The following is a 4,215-nucleotide window of genomic DNA, read 5'->3' on the forward strand; positions in this document are numbered from 1 at the left end:
GCGGTCCGCGTCCCGGTGGTCCCCGTCCGAGCGCTCCGCGCGGCGGGGCGCCGGGCAGCGGCGGCCCGCGTCCGCCGTCGCCGGGCAACATGCCCCCGCGGCCGAACCCCGGCATGATGCCGGCGCGTCCGGCCGGTGGGCGTCCCGGTGGTCCGGGTGGTGCCGGTGGCCGTGGTGGCCCCGGTGGTCGTCCCGGTGGTCCGGGTGGTCGCCCGGGTGGTCCGGGTGGTCGTCCCGGTGGTGGCGGCGGTGGTTTCCGTCCCGGTGGCGGTGGCCCCGGTGGCGGCGGCGCCCCGGCCGGTGGTGGCTTCCGCGGTGGCGGCGGTCGTCCCGGTGGTGGCGGTGGCCGCGGTCGCGGCGGTGCCGCGGGTGCGTTCGGCCGTCCCGGCGGGCCGGCCCGCAAGGGCCGCAAGTCGAAGCGGCAGAAGCGCCAGGAGTTCGACTCGATGCAGGCGCCGTCCGTCGGTGGCGTGCGGCTGCCGAAGGGCCACGGCGAGACGATCAAGCTCCCGCGCGGCGCTTCGCTGAGCGACTTCGCCGACAAGATCAACGCCAACCCGGCCTCGCTGGTGCAGGTGCTGTTCCACCTCGGCGAGATGGTCACCGCGACGCAGTCGGTGTCCGACGAGATCCTCGAGCTGCTCGGCAGCGAGATGAACTACGTCGTGCAGGTGGTCAGCCCGGAGGAGGAGGACCGCGAGCTGCTCGACAGCTTCTCCATCTCCTACGGCGAGGACGCCGGCGGCGAGGAGGACCTGGTCATCCGGCCGCCGGTGGTCACCGTCATGGGCCACGTCGACCACGGCAAGACGCGCCTGCTGGACACCATCCGCAAGGCGAACGTCATGGAGGGCGAGGCCGGCGGCATCACCCAGCACATCGGCGCCTACCAGGTCGTCACCGAGCTGGAGGGCTACGAGCGCCCGATCACCTTCATCGACACCCCGGGTCACGAGGCGTTCACCGCCATGCGTGCCCGCGGCGCGAAGTCCACGGACATCGCGGTGATCGTGGTCGCCGCCGACGACGGCGTCATGCCGCAGACGGTGGAGGCGATCAACCACGCCCAGGCCGCCGACGTGCCGGTCGTGGTCGCGGTGAACAAGATCGACAAGGAGGGGGCGAACCCCGACAAGATCCGCCAGCAGCTGACCGAGTACAACCTGGTCGCCGAGGAGTACGGCGGCGAGACGATGTTCGTGGACATCTCCGCGAAGCAGGGCACGAACATCGACCAGCTGCTGGAGGCGATCCTGCTGACCGCCGACGCCAGCCTCGACCTCCGGGCCAACCCGGACATGGAGGCCCAGGGCGTCGCGATCGAGGCCCACCTCGACCGCGGTCGCGGTCCGGTGGCCACGGTGCTGGTGCAGCGCGGCACGCTGCGCGTCGGCGACTCGATCGTCGCGGGCGACGCCTCCGGGCGCGTCCGGCGCATGTTCGACGAGCACGGCGGCGACATCACCGAGGCGCTCCCGTCGCGCCCGGTGCAGGTCATCGGGTTCACCTCGGTGCCGGGCGCGGGAGACACGTTCCTGGTCGTCGACGAGGACCGGGTCGCCCGCCAGATCGCCGACCGGCGCCGCGCCCGCGAGCGCAACGCCGAGCTGGCGAGCCGGCGCAAGCGCGTCAGCCTCGAGGACCTCGACGCCGCGCTGAAGGAGACCAACCAGCTCAACCTGATCATCAAGGGTGACAACTCGGGTACCGTCGAGGCCCTCGAGGACGCGCTCATGAAGATCGAGGTCGGCGACGACGTCGAGCTGCGGGTCATCCACCGCGGCGTCGGTGGCATCACCGAGGGCGACATCAACCTGGCCATCGCCGACAACGTCATCGTCCTGGGCTTCAACGTCCGGGCCGAGGGCAAGGCGACCGAGCTGGCCACCCGCGAGGGCGTGGAGATCCGCTACTACACGGTGATCTACCAGGCCATCGAGGAGATCGAGCAGGCCCTGCGCGGCATGCTCAAGCCGGAGTTCGAGGAGGTGGAGCTCGGCCGCGCCGAGGTCCGCCAGGTGTTCCGCTCGTCGCGCTTCGGGTCGATCGCCGGTTGCCTGGTGATGGGCGGGCTCATCCGCCGCAACGCCAAGGCCCGGCTCCTGCGCGACAGCGTGGTGGTCAACGACAACCTGTCGATCGCCTCGCTGCGCCGGGAGAAGGACGACGTCGTGGAGGTCCGCGAAGGGTTCGAGTGCGGTATCACGCTCGGCAGCTTCAACGACATCCGCGAGGGCGACGTGATCGAGACCTTCGAGATGCGGGAGAAGCCGCGCGGCTGACGCACCACGGAGGGGGCCGGTCGACCGGCCGGCCCCCTCCGGCGTCGGTCCCCGGGGCGACACCCATGTTCGTCGGTGTGCTGGAGCTGGACGTCCTGCTCGGGGACGTGCACTCCTTGAAGGAGAAGAGGTCGGTGGTCCGGCCGGTGGTGGCCGAGCTGCGCCGCAAGTTCGCGGTGTCCGCCGCCGAGGCTGGCCACCTCGACCTGCACCGCAGGGCGCTGGTCGGCGTGAGCTGCGTGGCGCCCGACCACGCCCACGTCGTGGAGTTGCTCGACAGGTGCGAGCGGATGATCGCCGCGCACCCCGAGTTCGAGCTGCTCTCGGCTCGGCGGCGGCTGCTGGGCCCGGAGGACGACTGAGCGATGTGTGGGGGAGCGCCGCAGCGGCGACTCCCCCTCATCGGCTCGACGGAGGAGGCGACTGCACATGGTGGACCACCCGCGAGCGCGGAAGCTGGCCAAGCGCATCTCGCAGATCGTGGCGGACGCCCTGGAGCACGAGGTCAAGGACCCGCGGCTCAACATGGTGACGATCACCGACACCCGGGTCACCGGCGATCTGCGCGAGGCGACCGTCTACTACACGGTGCTGGGCGAGACGGTCGAGGCCGACCCGGACACGGTGGGCGTGGCCGCGGCGCTGGCCAGCGCCACCGGGGTGCTGCGCTCGAAGGTCGGGGCGGGCACCGGCATCCGGCACACGCCGTCGCTGGCGTTCGTCCTGGACCAGGTCCCCGACGAGGCCCGCCGGATGGAGGAGCTGCTCGCGCGCACCCGCGAGTCGGACGCCGAGGTCGCGAGGCTGGCCGCGTCGGCCAGCCCGGCGGGCGAGGCCGACCCGTACCGCGCGCCGCGCGAGCACGCCGACCAGGAATGACCGGGCCACGAGCCGGCGGACCGGGGCGGGCGGGATGAGCGGACCGGCATGATCCCGCGGCGGTCCGACGCGTCCGCGGTGGGCGATGCGGCAGCGCTGCTCACCGCGGCCCGCGAGGTCACGCTGCTGGCCCACCTCAACCCGGACGCCGACGCGCTGGGCAGCGCGCTCGCCCTGGCGATCGCGCTGCACCGGCGGGGCGCCGCCGTGCAGGTCTCGTTCGCCACGCCGGACGAGGTCCCCGAGGCCCTGCGCCCGTTGGACGCGCTGGGGCTCGTCGTGCCGTCCGACGAGGTGTGGGCGGCACCGCAGGTGCTGGTCTGCTGCGACGCCGCGGAGCCGGGCCGGCTCGGGCACCTGGCCGACCGGCTGTCCACGGCGGGCACCACGCTCATGATCGACCACCACGCCTCGAACCCGGGGTTCGGCGCGGTGCGGGTGCTCGACCCGGACGCCGAGGCCACCGTCGTGCTGGTGCACCAGGTGCTGGTGGCGATGGGCGTCGCGCTCGACGCCGACATCGCCCGCTGCCTGTACGCCGGTCTCGTCACCGACACCCGCGGCTTCCGCACGGCGGGGCGCTCCGCGCACCTGCTGGCCGCCGACCTGATCGCGGCCGGGGTGCACCCGCCGGAGGTGGTCGCGCCGCTGATGGACACCCACCCGTTCAGCTGGCTGGCCGCGCTGGGCGGGATCATCGCCGGGGCGCGGCTCGACCCGGCCGCGGCCGGCGGGCTGGGGCTGGTGCACGCGCTGGTGCCGCTGGAGGTCGGCTCGCGCTTCCGCTCGACGGAGGTCGACAGCGTCATCGACGTCGTGCGCACGGCAGGGGAGGCCGAGGTGGCGGCGGTGTTCAAGCAGGTCGCGCCGCAGCGGTGGGTGGTGTCGCTGCGCTCGAACGGCCGGGTGGACGTCGCCGCGGCCGCCGCGCGGATGGGCGGGGGCGGGCACCCGGCGGCCGCCGGCTTCACCGCCGACGGCCTGCCCGACGTGCTGCTCGACGTGCTGCGCCGCGCGCTGGCGGCCGACCGGCCCCGGCTCGTGGGCTGAGGCC

4 protein-coding genes are annotated in these 4,215 nt (G+C 73.7%); all 4 read left to right on the forward strand.

What is annotated here, in order from left to right:
* Nucleotides 1–2,282: translation initiation factor IF-2 (infB, locus tag KIK08_RS37450; RefSeq protein WP_214408058.1), on the forward strand; the 2,282-nt coding region annotated here is incomplete at its 5' end.
* Nucleotides 2,283–2,347: 65 nt separating this feature from the next.
* Nucleotides 2,348–2,644, forward strand: coding sequence for a DUF503 domain-containing protein (locus KIK08_RS37455; protein WP_214408059.1), 297 nt, complete (start codon nt 2,348–2,350; stop codon nt 2,642–2,644).
* A gap of 67 nt (nt 2,645–2,711) precedes the next feature.
* A complete protein-coding gene (rbfA, locus tag KIK08_RS37460) occupies nt 2,712–3,161 on the forward strand; it encodes a 30S ribosome-binding factor RbfA (protein ID WP_214408060.1) in 450 nt (149 codons plus the stop codon).
* 48 nt (nt 3,162–3,209) lie between these two features.
* The gene (locus tag KIK08_RS37465) at nt 3,210–4,211 is read left to right on the forward strand and encodes a DHH family phosphoesterase (RefSeq protein ID WP_214408061.1); all 1,002 of its coding nucleotides are present in this window, start codon (nt 3,210–3,212) and stop codon (nt 4,209–4,211) included.
* Nucleotides 4,212–4,215: the final 4 nt, after the last annotated feature.

Origin of the sequence: Pseudonocardia lacus, from assembly GCF_018531445.1 — a bacterium.
Taxonomy (GTDB): domain Bacteria; phylum Actinomycetota; class Actinomycetes; order Mycobacteriales; family Pseudonocardiaceae; genus Pseudonocardia; species Pseudonocardia lacus.